Source organism: Rhodococcus sp. SJ-2 (genome assembly GCF_053750035.1).
The window spans coordinates 2,174,491-2,193,973 of record NZ_CM132340.1; the positions used below are offsets into that span (position 1 = coordinate 2,174,491).

The window sequence follows — 19,483 nt, forward strand, 5'->3', positions numbered from 1 at the left end:
ACCTCTGGTCTAGACAGCCGTCCTGCTCCGGTGGGGAGTCAAGAAGGGTTCTGACGGGCGCCCGGCTGCTGCGATTCCATCAGGGTCACGATGCGTTCGAGATCGTCGACCGACCCGAACTCCACCACGATCTTGCCCTTCCGCTTGCCGAGACTGACGGTGACGCGGGTATCGAACGACGACGACAGCCGTTCAGCGACGTCCTGTAATCCGGGCATCTGGATCGGCTTCCGCCGCACAGGAGCCGCCACGTCGGGTGTGCCTGCCCGATTCGCGAGGACGACGGCTTCCTCGGTGGCACGTACCGACATACCTTCGGCCACGATGCGCGCGGCGAGCACTTCCTGGGCATCCGCTCCGGCCTCGAGGGAGAGCAGTGCGCGAGCGTGACCCGCCGAGAGCACCCCCGCCGCGACACGACGCTGGACGGCAATGGGAAGTTTGAGAAGCCGGATCATGTTGGTGACCACGGGACGCGAGCGGCCGATGCGTGCTGCGAGTTCCTCGTGGGTGACTTCGAACTCTTCGAGCAACTGTTGGTACGCTGCGGCCTCTTCGAGCGGATTGAGCTGCACGCGATGGATGTTCTCGAGGAGCGCATCGCGGAGGAGCGCGTGGTCCTCGGTGTCGCGAACGATCGCGGAGATGGTTTCGAGCTCGGCCTGCTGCGCCGCGCGCCAACGCCGCTCGCCCATGATGAGCTGGAACCGGTCGTCGTCGATCCGGCGCACGACGATCGGCTGCATGAGCCCGAACTCGCGGATCGAGTGGACGAGCTCACCCAGAGCCTCCTCGTCGAACACCTGACGCGGCTGCTTCGGGTTCCGCTCGATGCGGTCGATCGCGATCTCGAGGTACACCGCCCCGGTGGGGGAGGGGAGGGGTTCGGCGGTGTCGGGTCGCTCCGACGCTTTCGTTTCCGTACCGGAGCCGGTCGAGTCGGGGCCGACAGGTTCGGAAGCTGCCGACTCGGTCTTCCCGGCGGCGGCCGGCGTCCCGTCACCGATGATCACATCGGCCGCTGCGGTCCCGAGGCCCGACGGGGAGATCGTGAAGCCGGAGCTACTTCCCGGACGCCGTGTCTGCGTCTTGATGACCGGCGACTTCTTCCCGGATGCGGAGGTGGCTGCATCCGTCTTGGTTGCGGTACCTGTGGCGGGTGCAGGATCGTCAGAGCTCTCGACGGGAGGGCCCGTCGGAATCAATGCCGCCAAACCGCGTCCAAGCCCACCCTTGCGTGTCGCACTCATCGGTTCCCCTGGTTGTCCTGAATCCCACGTGCCGCCAGTTCACGCCCTGCGTCGAGGTAACTCATTGCACCGCGCGAACCTGGATCGTAGTCGAGAACCGTCGTCCCGTATCCGGGAGCTTCGGAGACTTTCACACTGCGCGGGATCACCGACCGGAGCACCGCGGCGCCGAAGTGCTGACGGACCTCGGCTGCGACCTGATCCGCGAGCTTGGTCCGACCGTCGTACATGGTCAGAAGAACGGTCGACACGTGCAGCGCAGGATTGAGATGTGACTGTACGAGTTCGATGTTGCGGAGCAACTGGCCGACACCTTCGAGTGCGTAGTACTCGCACTGAATGGGGATCAGGACTTCCTTCCCAGCGACCAATGCGTTCACTGTGAGCAGCCCGAGCGACGGCGGACAGTCGATGATGACGTAGTCGTAGTCGCGGTCGCCGAGCGCTTCTTTCGTGATCGCATTGCGGAGCCTGTTCTCGCGCGCAACCATCGAAACGAGTTCGATCTCGGCACCCGCCAGATCGATCGTCGCCGGAATGCAGAAGAGTCGTTCACTGTGGGGACTCTGTTGCACGGCCTCCGCGGCAGTCACCTCACCGAGCAGAATCTCGTAACTCGACGGGATGCCGGAGTGATGGGGCACTCCCAATGCCGTGCTCGCATTGCCCTGAGGATCGAGGTCGATGACGAGGACGGTGAGCCCTTGGACCGCGAGGGCGGCGGCAAGGTTGACGGCCGTTGTCGTCTTACCGACTCCACCCTTCTGATTGGCGATGGTGAGGACGCGACGTTCACGTGGCTTGGGCAGTGCGTTTGCTTCACTCGGGTGCAGAACCTGACTCGCGCGATGCGCGGCCGCGCCGATCGGGGTGTCCATCGACGAGAAGGTATCGACGGGGACCGGAAAGAAGTCGTCTTCGTTTGCGACCTCGGTTTCACGTGAAACAGCGGATTCAGATCCACCCGACATAGAACGCTCCTTAAACATAGATCCGCTCGGTTCGCACGCTACATCCTTCACGCTTCCGATACTTGCTATGCGCGGCGGTTGCAGACGAAGACGTGGCCTCGCAAGGATTGCCCGGACGGGGGACCTACACAGCGCATCCCCGACACTTGAGGCGCATCCACTTCTTCGCTCGCGCTCAAGTATGTCAAAAGAACTCTCGGCAGTGTCGTTGACACCTCGTCGCCGCCCACACCTCGTCGTCGTTGTTTCACGTGAAACGTACGTCCGCAGGTTTCACGTGAAACAACACCAAGGGACGCGCCGCTCTGTTTCACGTGAAACATGACCCACGAAGACCGAGCGCAGCGAGAGACCTCCGGACCCCAGGAGGTTGCGATCAGTACGGAAAAGGTTATGAACCAACGCAATTCGAGAATTGTCATCGAAAACTACTGCACAGCAACGCAATTCATGCACTGATGATAGTTCGCTGTAACGAGCCGGCACGAATTGTCACAGTGACGAAAGTAATGCGGGGTATCGGGACACCCTCCCACACCACACTCTTGCGCGATGGAGTCACCAGAGCGGGACATTGCAGAACCCCTCCGGCCACAGCGGGGGAGGGGAGGGGTTCTGTTTCACGTGAAACCGGTCAGCGCTTCCGGCGTCGCTGAGGCTTAGCGATACGCTCCGCTTTCACCACAAGCGTGGGAACCTCGAGGAGATCAGCACCGCACTCGAGTACCTCGAGGTTTCCCGCTCCGAGCTTGGCAAGTTCATCGCGATCCCGCTCGATCTCTTCAGCCGCTGAACTTCCCTTGAGCGCGAGCATTCGCCCGCCCTCATGAATGAGGGGAATCGACCACTTCGCGAGTTTGGCGAGCGGAGCCACAGCCCGAGACGTGACCACATCGGCACCGCCCGCTTCGTGAACCACACCTGGCTGCTCGGCGCGGCCGCGCACCACGAGCACGTTCTCGAGACCGTGCGTCTCGACGAACTCCGCGAGATACACCGAACGCCGCAGCAACGGCTCGACGAGCGTCACCCGAAGATCGGGCCGGGCGATTGCAAGCGGAATACCGGGGAGGCCGGCCCCACTTCCGACATCCACAACTTTCTCGTCCGCTTCGATCAATTCACCGAGGACCGCGCAGTTGAGGATATGCCGTTCCCATAGACGTGGAACCTCGCGGGGGCCGATGAGTCCACGTTCGACACCGTCTGTCGACAACGACTCGTGGTAGCGCTGCGCAAGGTCGAATCGGTCACCGAAGACGCGGTGAGCGATTGCGAGAAGGTCGGACTCTTCGTGTTCCACGTGAAACATCCTCTCCCGTACACGGGCAGTGCAACAAACAATGGACCGACCTGTCGCGCCTACCGATGAAAAGAGGAGCCCGGGCCGGCCGGGCTCCTCTTCGAATCAACTGTTGATCAGTCTCGAATGATCACGACTCGCCGGTTGGGCTCAGCGCCCTCGCTCTCGCTGGACACACCATCGATCTGAGCAACGGCATCGTGCACGATCTTGCGCTCGAACGGCGTCATCGGAGTCAGTTCCTCGCGCTCGCCTGATTCGAGAACCCGCTTGGCGGCCGACGTACCGAGAGCGCTCAGTTCGGACCGTTTGCCCGCGCGCCAGCCGGCGACATCGAGCATCAGCTTGCTGCGTTCACCGGTGGCCTGCTGAACTGCCAGTCGCGTGAGCTCCTGGAGCGCGTCCAGAACCTCGCCGCTCCGTCCCACGAGCTTGGACAGATCCTTGCCTCCGTCGATGCTGACCACCGCACGGTCGCCCTCGACGTCCAGGTCGATGTCGCCGTCGAAATCGAGTACGTCGAGCAACTGTTCGAGGTAGTCGCCGGCAATCTCGCCCTCTTCGATCAGATCATCGTCGTCATCCACGTCGAGTTCTGCATCCCGCGGCTCGGTAGTCACCTCGAGGTCCTCCTGTGCCTTGTCCAGGTCACTGGCCATATTCAGCTCTCTTCTACTTCGATCAGCGCCGCTTGCGCTTGGAGTTCTTGGGACGGCTGCCAGGCTTCGGTGTACTCGTGCCGGAAGTCTTTCCGCCCTGGGGATCGGTCTTCTTCAGTGACACATCCGGGGCCTGTGCGGCGTCATCGTTGGTCGATGAATCCTCGGACGAAGATTCGGCAGCCAACGGTGCGGCAGCTGCGCCGCCCTTCTTCTTGTTCTTGGTGGGCCGTGCCCCCGGCTTGGGTGCATTCTCGTTCCGGCGTGCAAGCGCCGCCTCACGCTTCGCTTCTTCCTCGCTGTCGATCCGCCGGAAGACGATGTGCTGCTGACCGTAGGTCCAGACGTTGTTACTCACCCAGTAGAGGAGGATCGCGATGGGCAGGAACGGACCACCGACGAGCACACCCAGGGGGAATACGTACAAGGCCAGTTTGTTCATGATGGCGGCCTGAGGTGCGGCCGCAGCCTGAGCGCTCTGCCTGGCCACCGAAGCACGCGAGTTGAAGTGCGTAGCAATACCCGCGATCACCATGAGCGGGACCGCCACCATCGCGATGTCCCAGCGGGACGGCAGGTCTCCTCCGTCGACGGTGAAGGCCTGAAGTGATGCCATCGGCTGAGTGATCCACGACGAGATCGGCGCGTTGAAGATACGCGCGCTGAGGAACGACTGGACGTCCTCCGGGCTGAAGGCGTAGTTGCCGAGCTGTGCGTTCTCCTCCGGTGTCAGTCCGAGCTGACCGAGCCCCGTCCCTGTGCGGTTGAACGAGCGGAGCACGTGGAACAGACCGATGAACACGGGCACCTGCAGCAACATCGGCAGGCAACCCATCAAGGGGTTGAAGCCGTGTTCCTTCTGCAGCTTCTGCATCTCGAGCGCTTGACGCTGGCGGTCGTTCGAATACTTCTTCTGCAACGCCTTGATCTGCGGCTGCAGTTCCTGCATCTGGCGCGTCGTGCGGACCTGCTTCACGAACGGCTTGTACAGGATGACGCGCAGGGTGAAGACGAGGAACACCACGGAGAGCGCCCAGGTCAGTCCGCTGTCGGGCGCCAACACGAAGGAGAAGGCTTTGTGCCAGACCCACAGGATCCAGGACACGGGATAGTAGATGAAGTCGAGCACGGCTCTAGGTACTCCTCTGGTCGTCCATGATCGCCACGCAACGGCGTCGGTCTCAGGTCTTCAGGCGCCGCTCAGGTTCCCGCTGGGGAATGTCGGTGTCGGCGCTCCGGCACCGGATCCCAACCGCCAGGGTGCCAGGGTCCACACTTGAGCAGTCTCACAGCCGTCAGTGCAGAACCCACGACGACACCCCGCATCCGCAGCGCGTCGACGGCGTATTCGCTGCAGGTGGGAAAGAATCGGCAGGTCGGCATCCGAGTCGGCGACACATAGACGCGATAGAGCTCGATGCAGAAGATCAACGCCCGAGCCGGGGCAGTACGGACCGCTCGCAGCGCAGCACTCCATCCGCGCGAGTTCACCGGCGTCCCTCGTCCTCGAGAATCCCGAGACGTAGCAGCCCCGAGCGGACTTGACGCTCGAGATCGCGGGATTCGGCGGTAGCCGCGCCCGGCAAGGCGCGCAACACCACATCGGTGCCTTCGGGAATCGACTCGACCAGCTCCACGCAGATATGACGAAGCCGGCGCGCGACTCGATGTCGAATCACCGCCGGCCCGACAGCCTTACTCACGACGAGTCCGAAACGAGGACCGCCGACACCACTCACTACGAAATCCGGTTGCTCCCGCGAAAGCGCGTGCACAACGAGATCTCGACGCCCCTGACGACGACCACGGCGCACGGCTTCGGAGAAATCCGAACGGCGCCGCAGTCTATACGGCTCAGGTAACACCCCGAGCTCCCGGTTACAGGATCAGGCGGTGAGGGAAGCGCGGCCCTTACGGCGACGCGCCGTCACGATGGCGCGGCCCGCACGGGTCCGCATCCGGAGACGGAAGCCGTGAACGCGCGCGCGGCGTCGGTTGTTCGGCTGGAACGTCCGCTTGCCCTTGGCCACGGTCAACACTCCTCGATAATCTGCGGCACCGGGAGGCGCCATTGGTCCAACGTTTACGGAATTTCGCATGGTCCGCGCGTAGTGACACAGCACAGACCAGCCACTGCAGTACGAGTGACTGTTCGAGGCTACTCGGGTCCGGGCGCGAAATCAAACCGCGAGCCGCCCGCTCACGCAACTCGACACGCCGATCCGAATTCCGCCGAACCTTTCCGAGACGACCTGTGATTGCAGTCACTGTGGGGTAAGGTATCGATCATGGCGTCGAGGGGGATCGCTGCCGCCCTGCCAACCGTGTGCCACACTGGGTTCACGACAGGCCATCGCAGCCGGCGTCGCCGATGACAATTGCGGTTGCACCCTGTACACAACTTGCGCTGACCACAGCTTGCGCATCGAATCCCCAACCCGACCGGGCCGTTTCCCCTGGTTGTCCACACCTGTGGATAATCATGTGGAAATCCGGTCGACTCTGTGGGAGGAAGCTTCGTGAACGACGAGCCTAACGCGCTTGCCGATGTGTGGGCGGACGTCGTTTCCGAGCTCACCGTGGACAACGGTGGATTGTCGAAGAGCCAGAAGGCGTGGCTCAACCTCGTCAAACCCATCACCCTGGCCCAGGGCTTCGCGCTGCTGTCGGTACCGTCCACGCTGGCGCAGCAATCGATCGAGCGGGATCTGCGCGAGCCCATCCTGCGGGTACTCAACCGCAACCTCGGACAGGGAGTAGAAGGGCTCGGAGTCCGCGTCGAACCCCGCGAGCGGGTCGACGACCCCGCAGAGGACCCCTACGCCGAACCTCGCGACACATTGCCACTGGAGGGACTTCCGACCGAACCCACCTCGCGTGAGGTCAGATCCCGCGAAACGGCACGTCGCGACACCGAAACCCGGGAACGGCGCACTCCCCGCGACGCAATGCCCGCTGTCGACGGCAGGAGCCTCCACCCTCGCCGTTTCGGACCCGGCTACGACCACGAACCCTTCGAACCCGACCACGGGGACGTCGACGAGGTCGACGACGATCACGAAGCGCTCACCGCGGTACGTGAGTCCTGGCCGTCCTACTTCACTCAGCCGCCGCCTCCCGAAACGCCAGCGATCGGGAGCAGCAGTCTCAACGCGAAATACACCTTCGACACTTTCGTCATCGGTGCGTCGAACCGATTTGCGCACGCCGCGGCCGTGGCGATCGCCGAAGCTCCGGCCCGCGCGTACAACCCGCTGTTCATCTGGGGTGCGTCCGGCCTGGGCAAGACGCATCTCCTGCACGCCGCGGGGCATTATGCACAGCGACTCTTTCCCGGAATGCGGGTGAAGTACGTCTCGACGGAAGAGTTCACGAACGACTTCATCAACAGCCTGCGGGACGACCGCAAGGTCGCGTTCAAACGCCGATACCGCGAGACGGACATTCTCCTCGTCGACGACATCCAGTTCATCGAAGGAAAGGAAGGAATCCAGGAGGAGTTCTTCCACACGTTCAACACCCTCCACAACGCGAACAAGCAGATCGTCGTCTCTTCGGACCGGCCGCCCAAGCAGTTGGCCACGCTGGAGGAGCGGCTACGAACCCGGTTCGAGTGGGGTCTGATCACCGATGTCCAGCCACCCGAACTCGAGACGCGCATCGCCATCCTCAGTAAGAAGGCGCGGATGGACGGGCTCGATGTGCCGCACGATGTGCTCGAGCTCATCGCGAGCCGGATCGAGCGCAACATCCGTGAACTCGAGGGTGCACTCATCCGGGTCACTGCGTTCGCGTCCCTCAACAGGCAGCCACTGGACCTGACCCTCGCCGAAGTGGTGCTTCGCGATCTGATGCCCGATTCGACGGCACTCGAGATCAACGCCTCGACGATCATGGCGGTCTGCGCCGAGTACTTCGGCATCTCGATCGACGATCTGTGCGGGCCGGGTAAGGCACGCCCGTTGGCCCAGGCCAGGCAGATCGCGATGTACCTGTGCCGTGAACTCACCGACCTGTCGCTGCCGAAGATCGGCCAGACGTTCGGGCGCGACCACACCACAGTGATGTACGCGGACAAGAAGATTCGCAAGGAGATGGCCGAGCGACGCAAGATCTACGACCAGGTGCAGGAGCTCACAGCCCGCATCAAGCAGCGCTCGAAGCGGTAGCCGAGACCCACTGCAGGACCAACCACGAATCGGAAGCGCCGACCCGGCGCTTCCGATTTTTCTGTCCACAGCCTGTGGGCAACCCCTCGATTCCATCCCGGATCTCGAGAAAACAGACCCACTCACACTTGTGGACAACGGTGTGCAGAACGTGGGATCTTTGTGGACGAACGGTGGACAGAAGTAGAACAGTCTCGAGGAGTCCACATTCATCCTCGAGAATTCCTCGAGTTCATCCTCGAGTCGAACGCCTCGAGAAGACCTCGCCACCAGCGTAGACGGTCGTTCGTCCACAGATTCCACAGGACCTATTACTACTTCTGTGAGTTCTTCTCAGAAATACTCTTTCAAAACAGGTGTGTGGATCCCTCGAGTCCACAGGCCCTCGAGAGTCGTGCCCTCGCAACGAGGTCCGGCTTTCCAAGCAGCGCTCGAGGGCCTACCGTGGAGCCGCATCCCCGACGCCGAGCAATGGAGTCGGGGCCGTGTGTCAGACTCGTAAGACTTGTCGATGACCACGATCGAGAGAGGATCCCCCGGGCGATGGAGCTTGGAAGCATGAAGTTTCGTGTTGCTCGCGAGGACTTCGCCGACTCTGTCGCATGGGTGGCACGAAGCCTCCCGTCGCGCCCACCGGTTCCGGTGCTCGGTGGAGTGCTTCTCGGAGCCGATGAGCAGGGCCTGACCGTCTCGGGCTTCGACTACGAGGTCTCCGCGCAGGTTCACGTCCCGGCCGAGGTCATCACGCCGGGCCAGGTGCTCGTCTCGGGCAAGTTGCTCGCCGACATCACCCGTGCACTCCCCAACAAGCCTGTGGATGTCATCCTCGACGGCACCCGCGTGCTCATCACCTGCGGTAGCGCCAAGTTCTCCCTGCCGACGATGCCCGTCGAGGACTACCCGCAGCTTCCCGAGCTCCCTCAGCAGACGGGTGCCCTGTCCGGAGATCTGTTCGCCGAGGCCATCGGCCAGGTCGCGGTTGCGGCAGGCAAGGACGACACCCTTCCGATGCTCACCGGCATCCGTGTCGAGATCGAGGGCACCGACATGGTGCTCGCGGCCACCGACCGTTTCCGGCTCGCGGTGCGCAAGCTCGAGTGGATGCCCACCGGTGAAAGCACCAGTTCTGCAGTGCTGGTGCCCGCGAAGACCCTTTCCGAAGCCGCGAAAACAGTTGGTGGAGCGTCGAGTCCAGTGGTCCAGTTGGCACTCGGCAGCGGTTCCTCGGTCGGGGCCGACGGTCTGCTCGGCATCGTCGCCGACGGCCGCCGCACCACAACGCGGCTTCTCGACGCCGAATTCCCCAAGTTCCGTCAGCTGCTCCCGAGCGAACACACCGCGATGGCCACGGTCGAGATCGCACCGCTGGTCGAGGCGATCAAGCGCGTTGCGCTCGTCGCCGAACGCGGAGCACAGGTCCGCCTCGAGTTCAGCGAGGGCAGCGTGTTGCTCTCGGCCGGTGGCGACGATGCAGGGCGCGCCGAGGAATCGCACCCGGCCGAGTTCCACGGCGAGCCGATGGTCATCGCATTCAACCCGGGATATCTGCTCGACGGTCTGACGTCGTTGCACACCGACAAGGTGTCCTTCGGCTTCACCACATCGAGCCGTCCGGCCGTGCTGCGTCCCGCCACCGATGAGGAGCCGGTGCCCGACGAGTCGGGTACGTTCGCTGCCCCCGACAGCGCCTACACATACCTCCTGATGCCGGTGCGCCTGCCGGGCTGACCGGCAAGCAGAAAGTGAACGGACCGTGTACGTTCGCACGTTCGCGCTGCGCGATTTCCGTTCATGGGAGACCGCGTCGGCCGATTTGGAGCCCGGCCCAACCGTTTTCGTCGGGCCCAACGGACACGGCAAGACCAATCTGATCGAAGCGCTCGGGTACCTGTCGGGTCTGTCATCGCATCGTGTGTCCTCCGATTCCCCTCTTCTGCGCGCTGGGACCGCACGAGCGTTCGTGGGTGCCGTGGTCGTCAACGGTGGCCGTGAACTCGGAATCGACATCGAGATCAACGACGGCAAGGTCAATCGGGCCCGAATCAACCAGTCGCCGGCAAGGCGACCGAGAGAGATCGTCGGGATCCTCAGAACGGTGTTGTTCGCACCTGAGGATCTGTCGCTGGTCCGTGGCGACCCTGGCGACCGTCGGCGGTTTCTCGACGAGCTGCTCACCACCCGGTTTCCACGTCTCGGTGGGGTGCGCGCGGACTACGACAAAGTTCTGCGTCAGCGTTCCGCGCTGCTCAAGACAGCCGGCGGTGCCCTTCGAAAGGGTGCGCGCTCGAGCGATGGCGCGAGCGCGCTGGCGACGCTCGATGTGTGGGACGGGCACCTGGCGGCACACGGGGCGGAGTTGCTGGCGGCACGAATCGCGCTGCTGCACGACCTCGCCCCACACGTGGTCGAGTCCTACCGGTCCATCGCACCGGAATCACGGCCGGCGGCCCTGCGGTACCGGAGCAGTCTCGGCGACGCACTGCCTGCAGAATTTGCTGATCCCGCCCGAATACCCGGGCACGACGACCTGGGCCTGATCGAGGTCGCGTTTCTGCAGAGGCTGTCGGAGATGCGTTCCAAGGAGATCGAACGAGGCGTGTGCCTGGTCGGTCCTCATCGGGACGACCTCGAATTGGCGCTCGGTGATCAGCCCGCGAAAGGATATGCGAGCCATGGCGAATCCTGGTCGTTCGCTCTGTCGCTCCGGCTGGGTGCGTTCGCTCTGCTCCGGTCGGACGGCACGGATCCGGTCTTGATGCTCGACGACGTGTTCGCCGAGCTGGACCGTCGTCGCCGAGCCGCGCTCGCGGCGGTCGCGGCGACGGCGGAACAGGTCCTCATCACCGCGGCCGTGCCCGAGGACGTACCGTCCGAGCTGGCGGGTGCACGGTTCCCGGTGTACGCGGAGGAGACCGAGCGCGGCCGTATCTCGGTGCTGGGTGCCGCGAGGCGAGGAGAATCGGTAGGGGAGGTATCCGATGACGGATGACGAGGCTGCCGGATCGAAGGACAACGGACCGGAACCCGAACTGCGTGGTGTGGATCTGGCACGGCGCGCGCTAGAGGAAGCTCGAGCCGCTGCGAAGGCCAGTGGCAAATCGGTGGGGCAAGGGCGTGCTTCGAGTGGAAGGGTGCGTCCGCGACGCCGCAAGCGTGGCTGGTCGGGTCCTGGCCCCGACGACCGGGATCCTCAGCGGCTGGGTGCGTTGACCGGGGCGATCGCGAAGCAGCGTGGCTGGTCGGCGCATGTATCCGAGGGCACGGTGCTGGGCAGTTGGGCGCGGGTCGTGGGCGAGGACATCGCCTCGCATGCGAGGCCTACGACGCTGCGCGACGGGATCCTCCATGTCTCGGCGGAGTCGACCGCATGGGCGACGCAGCTGCGGATGATCCAATCGCAGATACTCGCGAAGGTCGCGGCGTCCGTGGGGCACGGTGTGGTCAAGGAACTGCGGATCACCGGTCCCACCGCGCCGAGCTGGCGCAAGGGCGAACGGCATATCCATGGCCGCGGCCCCCGCGACACCTACGGTTAGCCGCGGCGCCGGGTCTCCGTGCGAGCGCCGAAATACCGGCGATGTAGGAATTCACTTTCGCCGGTCTGCGCCGTGCCGACTGTGGGGACGTCAGCGGTGCGGCAAGCGCGCTCTGTGTCGCCGGGGGCATACGGGCTCGAGCCAAGTAGAATGGACAAGAATGCGCCACGCGCATGTGCGCGAGGCCGAGGCGGAAAAGGAGAGCTACCCACCCGTGGCTGCCGAGAAGTCGAACAAGAACAAAAGTGACTACGGTGCGTCTTCCATCACCGTCCTCGAGGGCCTCGAGGCGGTTCGTAAGCGTCCCGGCATGTACATCGGCTCCACGGGCGAGCGTGGTCTTCACCACCTCATCTGGGAGGTCGTCGACAACTCGGTCGACGAGGCGATGGCGGGTTATGCCTCCAAGGTGGAGGTGACCCTTCTCGAGAACGGTGGTGTCGAGGTCGTCGACGACGGCCGTGGCATCCCGGTCGGTATGCATGCGTCGGGTGCGCCCACGGTCGAGGTTGTGCTCACCCAGCTCCACGCAGGTGGCAAGTTCGACTCCGATGCATACGCGGTGTCGGGTGGTCTGCACGGCGTCGGTATCTCTGTCGTCAACGCCCTGTCCACCAAGCTGGAGGTGGAGATCGATGTCGATGGATACCACTGGGAACAGACCTACACGAACTCGAAGCCCGGCGAGCTGATCAAGGGTGAAGCGACCAAGCGCACCGGAACCACTGTGCGGTTCTTCGCAGACGACGACATCTTCGAGACCACGCAGTACAACTTCGAGACCGTTTCACGACGCCTGCAGGAGATGGCGTTCCTCAACAAGGGCCTGACCATCACGCTCACCGACGAGCGGGTTCTCCCTGAAGAGATCACCGACGAGGTCGTCGCCGAGACTGCCGAAGCTCCGAAGAGTGCCGAGGACGAGGCAGCGGAGGCTTCCGAGCCTCCCGTGCACAAGACCAAGACGCGGGTCTACCACTACCCGGGTGGTCTCGAGGACTACGTGCGACACATCAACCGCACCAAGACGCCGATCCACAACTCGGTGGTGGGCTTCACCGCAAAGGGCACCGGTCACGAGCTCGAGCTCGCGATGCAGTGGAACTCGGGTTACTCCGAATCCGTCCACACCTTTGCCAACACCATCAACACCCACGAGGGCGGTACGCACGAGGAAGGTTTCCGTGCGGCGCTCACGAGCGTGGTCAATCGGTACGCGAAAGAGAAGAAGCTCCTCAAGGACAAAGACCCGAATCTCACCGGTGACGACATCCGTGAGGGCCTGGCCGCGATCATCTCGGTGAAGGTCGCTGAGCCGCAGTTCGAGGGACAGACGAAGACGAAACTCGGCAATACCGAGGTCAAGTCGTTCGTGCAGAAGGCGTGCAACGAGCACATTTCGCACTGGCTAGAGGCCAATCCGGCCGATGCGAAGACGATCGTGACCAAGGCCGTGTCGTCGGCTCAGGCTCGTGTGGCCGCGCGCAAGGCCCGTGAGCTGGTGCGTCGTAAGAGCGCCACCGATATCGGCGGCCTGCCCGGCAAGCTTGCGGACTGCCGCTCGAAGGACCCGGGCAAGTGTGAGATCTACATCGTGGAGGGTGACTCCGCAGGTGGTTCGGCGAAGTCGGGCCGCGACTCGATGTACCAGGCGATCCTTCCGCTGCGCGGGAAGATCATCAACGTCGAGAAGGCGCGTATCGATCGTGTGCTGAAGAACGCCGAAGTGCAGTCCATCATCACGGCGTTCGGCACCGGCATTCACGAAGAGTTCGACATCGCGAAATTGCGCTACCACAAGATCGTGCTGATGGCCGACGCCGACGTCGACGGACAGCACATCGCGACGTTGCTGCTCACGTTGCTGTTCCGCTTCATGCGCCCGCTCGTCGAACACGGTCACGTCTACCTGGCGCAGCCGCCGCTGTACAAGCTCAAGTGGCAGCGCGCCGAAGCCGAGTTCGCCTACTCGGACCGTGAGCGCGACGGACTGCTCGAAGCGGGCCTCGCTGCAGGCAAGAAGATCAACAAGGACGACGGCATCCAGCGCTACAAGGGTCTCGGCGAAATGAACGCCAAGGAACTCTGGGAGACCACGATGGACCCGAGCGTGCGCATCCTGCGTCAGGTCACCCTCGACGACGCGGCTGCAGCCGACGAGTTGTTCAGCGTGCTCATGGGTGAGGACGTGGAGGCTCGGCGCAGCTTCATCACCCGCAACGCGAAGGACGTGCGCTTCCTCGACGTCTGATGCTTGCGGATGTGAAGGCGTCGTGGTTTGCCTCACGTTCCGGTGTGTCGACCCAATAGGGCCTGCGATGTGTGATAACTCATGTCGCAGGCCCTACTGATACTCTCATTTCGGACTAAAGCCGCTTACATTCAGCGGTTACTCATGAGTACACTCCTAACGGCCATTCGTATGCGTGGCCGCCGAACAGGGCCATGAAGGGAATCATCGGGCGTATGTGGAAACCCGTCTTCCATATCCCTTGTATGTCCCGATATGGTGCCCTCACCCAGAAACGTCTCGTTCGACTGCATTCCAGAGAAAATCACGCTCACCGGTCGAGTGGGTTGGTTGCGAATGCTCGTCGCCCGGCGCGAACGGGTTGGAAGGAGAGCTGTAATCCATGAGTGACGAGTCACCGCGCCGGCAGCGGTGGTGGAGCATCGAGGGGTGGGGTCTTCGCAGGAAGGTCACCGCTGTCCTCGCCGTTCCTGTAGTAGTGGCGATGGTCCTCGGCGGACTTCGCGTCCAAGCGGAACTCAGTAACGCGATCCATTTCTCGTCTGCTGCGGACCAGGTCGTGGCGGTGCCCGATATCGTCGACTTCTCGACTGCGTTCGCAACCACGACCGCTAGCAATGCAGCCGGCACGGCGACACCGGAGGAACTCGATACGCTCCGGGCATCATTCGAAAAGATCAAGCCGCTTGCCGCTAACCCCGAGTTCGATCCTGCTATCACTGCAGACCTCACCCAGACGATTGCCGCCGCGGAGACCCTCTACGGGCAGATGCAGGCCGGCCCCGTTCCCGTCGCACAGATGGCTACGGTCTACAACGAGGTCCGCGACAGCCTCAACCGGATCGTCGAGGCGATTCTCGACCAGATCGACGACCCGGAGGTCCTCGACCACGGGACTCGCCTGATCAACGCGTGGTACTCGCAGCGTTACCTGTTCGGTCAGGTTCTCGGCGTGATCGAGATTCTCGAGAACCCGGAAACCTCGGGCACTGCGCTGGTCACCGCGTCCGGCGGCGAACTCGCGATGCTCGATCTGCTTGCCCGCTCGTACCCCCTCGCCGACTCACAGATCGCCGACCTGCGCGGCCGCATCGAAGAACGCACCGCAATGGTGGAGGCCGCAGGCCAGGGTCCGCTGCCGGTGATGGACCTGCGCGCATCGATGCTTCACAGCGTCGACGTCTACTCCAACATCATCAACGAAGCCTCCCAGGCGATCAGTGGAACTGTGATCGACCGCGCGTCGGAAACTCGTTCTGCTGCACTCCGAGATACTGCATTCGTGCTCGCGGCGCTGCTCGTGGCTCTCGTTCTCGCGTTGCTCGTATCGCGGTCGCTGGTGGGACCGATCCGTCGTCTGCGTTACGGCACCCTCAAGGTTGCACGACAGGAACTCCCCGAAGCCATCGACCGGATCAAGGTCGGCGACAGCATCGAGGACATCGAGTTCACACGGGTTCCGGTCGAGACGACCGAGGAGATCGGTCAGCTCGCCCGCGCCGTCGACGACATGCACGGTCAGGCGCTGCGCCTCGCCGGCGAGCAGGCCCACCTCCGCTTGCAGATCAGCGACATGTTCGAGACGCTCGCACGTCGAAGCAAGTCGCTCGTCGAACAGCAGCTCGGGCTCATCGAGCGACTCGAGTTCGAAGAGAAGGACCCGTCCCGTCTCGAGAGCTTGTTCAAGCTCGATCACCTTGCGGCACGTATGCGCCGTAACGGCGACAACCTCCTGATTCTCTCCGGTACACGGATGCGCCGTGGACAGTCCGCCCCGGTTCAGCTCGGCGACATCCTGCGTGCAGCGATGTCCGAGGTGGAGGACTACCAGCGCGTCGAAATCGGTTCCACGCCAGACGGTGCGCTCAGTGGTGCCGTCGCAACGGACATCGTCCACCTGCTCGCCGAGCTGGTCGACAACGCCCTGCGTGCCTCCCCGCCGGACAGCACCGTCACGTTCAGCTTTGCGCGTGCCGTCGACGGTGGCCTGCTCGTCGAGATCGCCGACCGCGGTATCGGTATCCCGTCCGACGAACTCGAGTTGATCAACGATCGTCTCCGTCAGGGTGGCGAGGTGGGCCCGGACACTGCTCGGCACATGGGTCTGTTCGTGACCTCGCGTCTTGCAGACCGCCACGGGCTCACTGTGCGCCTGCGGCCGACATTCGACACCGCTCGCAATCCCGGTATCACCGCGAGTGTCCATATTCCGGACGTTCTGCTCATGTCGCCGCTGGCACTGGCCCAGCCGGTGCCCGTCATCGACGGGGAGGCGGAGGAGATCTCCGTCGAACAGAAGCAGGAAGCTCCTCTGACCTCGCCGGACCGCGAACACTCGCAGTCGATTCCGGAGTATCTTCCGGTGCGCGCCGATTCGCGTCAGGACTCGCGCGTCGACGATCAGCTCACGGAGATCCGTCGCCCGGACACCGCTCCGGGCGGGTTCCAGCAGTCGGAGCCCGTATACCGGGAACAGCCGCACGCGCAGCCGCAGGCGTTCCCTCCTGCTCCGGCAGCCCACGCCGTTCCGGCAGCCCACGCCGCTCCGACAGTTCCGCCTCGTCAGCAGCCGCCGCGCGAGCAGACACCGACCGGTCTGCCGCAGCGTCAGCCGGGCTCGACTCCGGGGCTACCGCAGCGCAGCCCCGGCTCGACTCCAGGACTTCCGCAGCGCAGCCCCGGCTCGACTCCAGGACTTCCGCAGCCGGATGGACAGCAGGCTCCGCGCCGGATCCAGCCCGATGCGGCGGCGGCATTCGCCTCGGCGCTCCCGTCACGTGCCAATCGCACACCCGTGGATCCGAATACCGAGAACGGACGTCGCGAGAGTCCGGAACGCGAGCAGCAGGATCCGCCAGTTCAGGAGTCGTCACGTCATGAGGCTCCGGTTCAGGAATCGCTGAACCAGGACGAGGAGAGTCGGGAATCGTCGAGCCACGCAGCTCTCGCGACTCCGCCGATCCGCGAATCCCGTCTGCCTCAGCGTCGTCCGGCCCAGGATCCGGCTTCGCAGAACCGCTTTCCGGTCCAAGGGAACCCGCCGGCCTCGGGCCCAGGTCTGCCTCAGCGTCACCCTGGTGCAACTCCCGGTGTTCCGGTGCGCGCGGTGCGGCCCCCGCAGGACGCGCCCGAATCGGGTCTGCCGCAGCGAAATCCCGGTGCCACGCCGGGTCTGCCACAGCGTCGGCCGGGGTCCACGCCGGGTCTGCCGCCGCAGAGCCAGGACGGATCGGCAACGTCGAACGGTCGTACCGCACAGCCGACCCGAAATGAGCCGGATGCACGACCGGCAGAGGTCACGTCGTCGGGTCTGCCGCAGCGGCGTCCCGGTGCGACTCCGTCGGTAGCGCCTCTACAGGCAGGTCCGCCGCCCAGCGCGGAGAATCGTCGTGGTGGAGCATTCGGGCTGCCGCGTCGGCAGCCGGGGTCGTCGCCGCGAATCCCGCAGTCCGCAGCTCGCCCGGCGAGCATTGCCGACGGTGGTTCGGTATCGGAACAGAGCGATGCGCAGAATGCGGCCCGTCATCGTTACCGCACCAATTCCGCGAAGACCGCGTCGTTCTTCCAGCCGCGGCCGGATGTGGGTTCGCCGAAACCTCACTCGGCGGCCGGTAACCCGATCTTCTCCGACATGATGTCGGACTGGCTCGTCGATCCGACGAACCTTCCCGAGGATCGGCGGAAGCGCGAATGGCATTCGGCGGCCGACTCCGGATGGCAGGCCGCGCAACGTGCAGCGGAAGTTCCGGTGGAGGAACACACCACCTCCGGCCTGCCTCGCCGTGCGCCGGGCGAACGCCTCGTCCCGGGTGCCGTGCGCGAACCTGCAACCGCAGAACAGCGCGCGCTTCGACGTCGTGACCCGGAATCCATTCGGGCCAATCTCAGTCGCCACCAGCAGGGCGTCCGCAATGGACGCGCCTCGGCGACGACAAGTAATCGCGAGAACAATGAACAGGGAGTTCGATGAACATTGATCATGGATCCGATGTAGCTCGTCCATTGGACTGGTTGGTTTCCAACTTTGCGCGCGAAGTCCCTGGTGTCTCGCATGCGGTCCTCGTGTCGGCCGACGGTCTCCTCATGGCTGCCAGTGCCCATCTTCCGGTCGACCGTGCCGAGCAGCTCGCTGCGGTGACGTCCGGACTCGCGAGCCTCTCCAACGGGGTTTCGCAGTTGTTCGACGGTGGCGGAGTATTGCAGTCCGTCGTCGAGATGCAGCACGGCTACTTGCTGCTCATGAGTGTCGGCGACGGTTCGCACCTCGCTGCGCTCACAGCTTCGGAATGCGATATCGGACAGGTCGGCTACGAAATGGCGCTCCTGGTCGACCGGGTGGGTGCGTCGGTCGAGGCGACGCCTCGGGTCGGCCTGGGGTCCTGACGTCGAGGTGGCCATGGAACCGCGCAAGCCGGAGTCGGTGCCGGACCAGCCGAGTCTGGTCCGGCCGTACTCGCTGACTTCGGGACGCACAAGTCCTGCGGTCGAACTGGCGTTGGAAGCCCTGATCCAGGCAATTCCGGGAACAGACAGCCGGGCTCGGGATCTGGACAACATCAACGCCACGATCTTGGAACTGTGCAAGGAGTCTCCGTCGGTCGCCGAGATCGCGGCGAGGGTGGGTGTGCCGCTCGGCGTTGCACGCGTGCTCGTCGCCGACCTCGTCGAAGCCGGGCATGTACAGATCCTGGCCACGCTGAAAGACGATTCGAGCGACGCGGAGCGTCGTGAGCTGATTGAAAGGGTCCTCAGTGGACTTCGCGAACTCTAACGCTACGAAGCGCGTGACCTCGACCAAGATCGTGATCGCCGGCGGATTCGGTGTCGGTAAGACCACGCTGGTGGGGGCTGTGTCGGAGATCGTTCCGCTCCGCACAGAAGCGCTCGTCACCAACGCCAGCGATGGCGTCGACAACCTTGCCGCAACGCCGCAGAAGTCGACCACAACCGTGGCCATGGACTTCGGTCGAATCAGTTTGGCCGAGGATCTCGTGCTGTACCTCTTCGGTACGCCGGGTCAGCATCGGTTCTGGTTCATGTGGGACGACCTCATCCGCGGTGCCATCGGTGCGATCGTGCTGATCGATACCCGTCGATTGGACGAGAGCTTCGCTGCTGTCGACTTCTTCGAAGCGCGCAATCTTCCGTTCATCGTCGCGATCAACGAGTTCGACGATGCACCGCGCTACCCTCTCGAAGACATTCGCCAGGCCATGGCCATTTCTCCCGAGGTGCCGATCGTCTCGATCGACGCTCGGTCGCGTGAATCGGCCAAGCAGGCACTTGTCACCGTCACCGAGTACGCACTTCGGAAGTTGCATCAGCCGGTGGCGCAGTAGGAGAT

17 protein-coding genes are annotated in these 19,483 nt (G+C 63.8%); 9 read left to right on the forward strand and 8 right to left on the reverse strand.

What is annotated here, in order from left to right; translation table 11 throughout:
- Window positions 1-38 precede the first annotated feature (38 nt).
- From ACSYG9_RS10140 to rpmH, 8 genes are all read right to left on the reverse strand, one after another.
- Window positions 39-1,250, reverse strand: a complete 1,212-nt coding sequence (locus ACSYG9_RS10140; protein ID WP_454842320.1) for a ParB/RepB/Spo0J family partition protein — start codon at window positions 1,248-1,250, stop codon at window positions 39-41.
- A complete protein-coding gene (locus ACSYG9_RS10145; RefSeq protein ID WP_440127032.1) occupies window positions 1,247-2,221 on the reverse strand; it encodes an AAA family ATPase in 975 nt (324 codons plus the stop codon). The genes ACSYG9_RS10140 and ACSYG9_RS10145 overlap by 4 nt, the downstream gene beginning before the upstream one ends.
- A gap of 634 nt (window positions 2,222-2,855) precedes the next feature.
- The gene (rsmG, locus tag ACSYG9_RS10150) at window positions 2,856-3,533 is read right to left on the reverse strand and encodes a 16S rRNA (guanine(527)-N(7))-methyltransferase RsmG (protein ID WP_440127033.1); all 678 of its coding nucleotides are present in this window, start codon (window positions 3,531-3,533) and stop codon (window positions 2,856-2,858) included.
- A gap of 107 nt (window positions 3,534-3,640) precedes the next feature.
- A complete protein-coding gene (locus ACSYG9_RS10155; RefSeq protein WP_169689077.1) occupies window positions 3,641-4,183 on the reverse strand; it encodes a Jag family protein in 543 nt (180 codons plus the stop codon).
- A 22-nt stretch (window positions 4,184-4,205) separates the two neighbouring features.
- Window positions 4,206-5,312: a membrane protein insertase YidC gene (gene yidC / locus ACSYG9_RS10160; RefSeq protein ID WP_440127034.1), complete on the reverse strand. Its 1,107-nt coding sequence runs from the start codon at window positions 5,310-5,312 to the stop codon at window positions 4,206-4,208.
- A gap of 71 nt (window positions 5,313-5,383) precedes the next feature.
- Window positions 5,384-5,674, reverse strand: coding sequence for a membrane protein insertion efficiency factor YidD (gene yidD / locus ACSYG9_RS10165; RefSeq protein ID WP_440127035.1), 291 nt, complete (start codon window positions 5,672-5,674; stop codon window positions 5,384-5,386).
- Window positions 5,671-6,048, reverse strand: a complete 378-nt coding sequence (gene rnpA / locus ACSYG9_RS10170; RefSeq protein WP_440127036.1) for a ribonuclease P protein component — start codon at window positions 6,046-6,048, stop codon at window positions 5,671-5,673. Before rnpA ends, yidD begins: the two co-directional genes overlap by 4 nt.
- A 21-nt stretch (window positions 6,049-6,069) precedes the next feature.
- On the reverse strand, window positions 6,070-6,213 hold the full coding sequence (gene rpmH, locus ACSYG9_RS10175; RefSeq protein WP_040744549.1) for a 50S ribosomal protein L34: 144 nt from the start codon (window positions 6,211-6,213) through the stop codon (window positions 6,070-6,072).
- A gap of 489 nt (window positions 6,214-6,702) precedes the next feature.
- Between rpmH and dnaA the strand changes: the two genes are divergently transcribed.
- The 9 genes from dnaA (at window position 6,703) to ACSYG9_RS10220 (ending at window position 19,478) form a co-directional block, all read left to right on the forward strand.
- Complete coding sequence (gene dnaA, locus ACSYG9_RS10180) at window positions 6,703-8,352, forward strand: chromosomal replication initiator protein DnaA (RefSeq protein ID WP_169689081.1); 1,650 nt, start codon at window positions 6,703-6,705, stop codon at window positions 8,350-8,352.
- Between the two features lie 543 nt (window positions 8,353-8,895).
- The gene (gene dnaN / locus ACSYG9_RS10185; RefSeq protein ID WP_440127037.1) at window positions 8,896-10,080 is read left to right on the forward strand and encodes a DNA polymerase III subunit beta; all 1,185 of its coding nucleotides are present in this window, start codon (window positions 8,896-8,898) and stop codon (window positions 10,078-10,080) included.
- A gap of 25 nt (window positions 10,081-10,105) precedes the next feature.
- Complete coding sequence (recF, locus tag ACSYG9_RS10190; protein ID WP_440127038.1) at window positions 10,106-11,341, forward strand: DNA replication/repair protein RecF; 1,236 nt, start codon at window positions 10,106-10,108, stop codon at window positions 11,339-11,341.
- A complete protein-coding gene (locus ACSYG9_RS10195; RefSeq protein ID WP_440127039.1) occupies window positions 11,331-11,888 on the forward strand; it encodes a DUF721 family protein in 558 nt (185 codons plus the stop codon). Before recF ends, ACSYG9_RS10195 begins: the two co-directional genes overlap by 11 nt.
- Window positions 11,889-12,102: 214 nt before the next feature.
- Entirely contained in the window at window positions 12,103-14,139 is a 2,037-nt protein-coding gene (gene gyrB, locus ACSYG9_RS10200) for a DNA topoisomerase (ATP-hydrolyzing) subunit B (RefSeq protein WP_440127609.1), read from the forward strand.
- A gap of 382 nt (window positions 14,140-14,521) precedes the next feature.
- Window positions 14,522-18,109 (forward strand): ATP-binding protein, encoded by a 3,588-nt coding sequence (locus tag ACSYG9_RS10205; RefSeq protein ID WP_454842324.1) that lies wholly within the window; start codon window positions 14,522-14,524, stop codon window positions 18,107-18,109.
- The gene (locus ACSYG9_RS10210; RefSeq protein ID WP_054805599.1) at window positions 18,106-18,522 is read left to right on the forward strand and encodes a roadblock/LC7 domain-containing protein; all 417 of its coding nucleotides are present in this window, start codon (window positions 18,106-18,108) and stop codon (window positions 18,520-18,522) included. Before ACSYG9_RS10205 ends, ACSYG9_RS10210 begins: the two co-directional genes overlap by 4 nt.
- A gap of 13 nt (window positions 18,523-18,535) precedes the next feature.
- The gene (locus tag ACSYG9_RS10215; RefSeq protein WP_054805600.1) at window positions 18,536-18,910 is read left to right on the forward strand and encodes a DUF742 domain-containing protein; all 375 of its coding nucleotides are present in this window, start codon (window positions 18,536-18,538) and stop codon (window positions 18,908-18,910) included.
- Window positions 18,911-18,923: 13 nt separating this feature from the next.
- Window positions 18,924-19,478 carry a GTP-binding protein gene (locus ACSYG9_RS10220; protein WP_054715879.1) on the forward strand — a complete coding sequence of 185 codons (555 nt, stop codon included), beginning with the start codon at window positions 18,924-18,926 and terminating at the stop codon, window positions 19,476-19,478.
- Window positions 19,479-19,483: the final 5 nt, after the last annotated feature.